Source organism: Bradyrhizobium sp. Unk1 (assembly GCF_059512345.1).
This window is the reverse complement of record NZ_JCAMOP010000113.1, coordinates 2,501-5,810: the sequence shown is the minus strand read 5'-3', so window position 1 is coordinate 5,810 and position 3,310 is coordinate 2,501. Positions and strand designations below refer to the sequence as shown.

Annotated in this window: 2 tRNA genes and 2 rRNA genes (1 of these 4 only partly in view); all 4 read left to right on the top strand. The window is 53.7% G+C overall.

Going from position 1 to position 3,310, the window contains the following annotated elements:
• The first annotated feature begins 365 nt into the window (after positions 1 to 365).
• Positions 366 to 1,854: ribosomal RNA gene (locus AC5ZFO_RS46950) — 16S ribosomal RNA — on the top strand.
• A gap of 188 nt (positions 1,855 to 2,042) precedes the next feature.
• Positions 2,043 to 2,119, top strand: a tRNA-Ile gene (locus AC5ZFO_RS46945).
• 33 nt (positions 2,120 to 2,152) lie between these two features.
• Positions 2,153 to 2,228 (top strand) — tRNA-Ala (locus AC5ZFO_RS46940).
• A gap of 411 nt (positions 2,229 to 2,639) precedes the next feature.
• Positions 2,640 to 3,310 (top strand): 23S ribosomal RNA (locus AC5ZFO_RS46935); it runs 2,202 nt beyond the window's last position.
• Together the 16S and 23S rRNA genes with 2 tRNA genes alongside form the textbook arrangement of a ribosomal RNA operon.

Here is a 3,310-nt window from a genome sequence, read left to right as displayed (position 1 = left end):
TGATGCTCCTCACCTTGTTGAGTGACACAACAGTCGACGTAAGTCGATTGGAGTTCATTCATCGTCGGTAAGGGTGTCGGAACCCTTCCTCTCGGGAAGGTTGAGACCTCTCCGGTCTCGGGCTGTTTGACAAGTGAAGATGAAGAAAGAGAAACGTGGACGGCGGAGTCCTTGCGCCTCTCGGACACTGAAGAGCTTCGGCTTTTGAGTTCTGAGAGGGGACGAAAGACTTCGGCGGTACACGTTTTAAAGGAAACACCATCGTTGCCAGCGATGTGAATCGCAGGCAGCTCATCGGCTTCGGTCGATGGAAAAATGGTGGGACCTCGTCAAACGTTGTGATCAGCCGGTTCAAAGTTCAAGTCCAACTTGAGAGTTTGATCCTGGCTCAGAGCGAACGCTGGCGGCAGGCTTAACACATGCAAGTCGAGCGGGCGTAGCAATACGTCAGCGGCAGACGGGTGAGTAACGCGTGGGAACGTACCTTTTGGTTCGGAACAACACAGGGAAACTTGTGCTAATACCGGATAAGCCCTTACGGGGAAAGATTTATCGCCGAAAGATCGGCCCGCGTCTGATTAGCTAGTTGGTGAGGTAATGGCTCACCAAGGCGACGATCAGTAGCTGGTCTGAGAGGATGATCAGCCACATTGGGACTGAGACACGGCCCAAACTCCTACGGGAGGCAGCAGTGGGGAATATTGGACAATGGGGGCAACCCTGATCCAGCCATGCCGCGTGAGTGATGAAGGCCCTAGGGTTGTAAAGCTCTTTTGTGCGGGAAGATAATGACGGTACCGCAAGAATAAGCCCCGGCTAACTTCGTGCCAGCAGCCGCGGTAATACGAAGGGGGCTAGCGTTGCTCGGAATCACTGGGCGTAAAGGGTGCGTAGGCGGGTCTTTAAGTCAGGGGTGAAATCCTGGAGCTCAACTCCAGAACTGCCTTTGATACTGAAGATCTTGAGTTCGGGAGAGGTGAGTGGAACTGCGAGTGTAGAGGTGAAATTCGTAGATATTCGCAAGAACACCAGTGGCGAAGGCGGCTCACTGGCCCGATACTGACGCTGAGGCACGAAAGCGTGGGGAGCAAACAGGATTAGATACCCTGGTAGTCCACGCCGTAAACGATGAATGCCAGCCGTTAGTGGGTTTACTCACTAGTGGCGCAGCTAACGCTTTAAGCATTCCGCCTGGGGAGTACGGTCGCAAGATTAAAACTCAAAGGAATTGACGGGGGCCCGCACAAGCGGTGGAGCATGTGGTTTAATTCGACGCAACGCGCAGAACCTTACCAGCCCTTGACATGTCCAGGACCGGTCGCAGAGATGTGACCTTCTCTTCGGAGCCTGGAACACAGGTGCTGCATGGCTGTCGTCAGCTCGTGTCGTGAGATGTTGGGTTAAGTCCCGCAACGAGCGCAACCCCCGTCCTTAGTTGCTACCATTTAGTTGAGCACTCTAAGGAGACTGCCGGTGATAAGCCGCGAGGAAGGTGGGGATGACGTCAAGTCCTCATGGCCCTTACGGGCTGGGCTACACACGTGCTACAATGGCGGTGACAATGGGATGCTAAGGGGCGACCCTTCGCAAATCTCAAAAAGCCGTCTCAGTTCGGATTGGGCTCTGCAACTCGAGCCCATGAAGTTGGAATCGCTAGTAATCGTGGATCAGCACGCCACGGTGAATACGTTCCCGGGCCTTGTACACACCGCCCGTCACACCATGGGAGTTGGTTTTACCTGAAGACGGTGCGCTAACCCGCAAGGGAGGCAGCCGGCCACGGTAGGGTCAGCGACTGGGGTGAAGTCGTAACAAGGTAGCCGTAGGGGAACCTGCGGCTGGATCACCTCCTTTCTAAGGATGGTTCTTCAGAAGCTTGCTTCTATCGAACCGTTTTAGAAACATCAGTGGCCAACGATCGTCAGGATTGTTGAGCTGCATTGGCGGGATTTCGCCGTCTTCGTTTCTCTTTCTTCGCGGACGAACACGCGCTGGGGCTGCAACCTTGCAGAATCCCTGGTCCTTGACTGGATATGCGTTAGGGGCTTGTAGCTCAGTTGGTTAGAGCGCGCGCTTGATAAGCGTGAGGTCGGAAGTTCAAGTCTTCCCAGGCCCACCACACTCATCGAGTGAGCATTCGTCTTCTGGTTACGGGGCCATAGCTCAGCTGGGAGAGCGCGTGCTTTGCAAGCATGAGGTCGTCGGTTCGATCCCGTCTGGCTCCACCAGATGGTTTGATCATCGACTGATCGTGCACCTGAATCGTCCGCGAAACATCACTTCGCACCCACTAGTCCGGATGGACAGTGACGTGCGTGATTTCTGACATCGTAAAGAGGAGATCGATCCGAGTTGGATCGGGCAACAAGCAATTGTTGCGCGATACTTCATTATCTCCGGATCATTTCGGCGCTCGTGCGCCTTTCAATGTAGCTCACAAGGCTGCGTCTGGAAGGAATGCGAGTTGTAAATGATCCTTTTAGCGAAGCTTGACCGCCTCGCTATCGGAACGATCTTACGAAGCAAGCTGGTCTTTCTAATCATTGTCCGGCTGCAGATAGCGTTCATCGAGGGCGCGTGCCGCAAGGTAATTCTGCAGACAACATTCTGCCGAGTGTGTGGACATTGATAATGAGAGCAATCAAGTGCCTTAAGGGTGTTCGGTGGATGCCTTGGCGCTGAGAGGCGATGAAGGACGTGCTACGCTGCGATAAGCCGTGGGGAGCTGCGAAGAAGCTTTGATCCATGGATTTCCGAATGGGGAAACCCACCTTCGATAGCCGGAACTCCAAGACCTTTGTCGAGAGACATCGGTGTGGGGTTCGATCAGATAATGTGAGAAGCCAGACCTTTAGATTTCGATCGAAGAGGTTTTGGATTTCCGGTTATCAAGAGAAGGTATGAGACTTCTGAATACATAGGAGGTTTCAAGCAAACCCAGGGAACTGAAACATCTAAGTACCTGGAGGAAAGGACATCAACAGAGACTCCGTTAGTAGTGGCGAGCGAACGCGGACCAGGCCAGTGATACATCAAAGACAATCGGAACCGGTCAGGAAAGCCGGGCCTTAGAGGGTGATAGCCCCGTACGAGTAATGCGATGATGTATCCACGAGTAAGGCGGGACACGTGAAATCCTGTCTGAACGCGGGGGGACCACCCTCCAAGCCTAAGTACTCCTCAGCGACCGATAGTGAACCAGTACCGTGAGGGAAAGGTGAAAAGCACCCCGACGAGGGGAGTGAAATAGACCTGAAACCGGACACCTACAAACAGATGGAGCCCAAGATACGTTCTGGGTGACATCGTA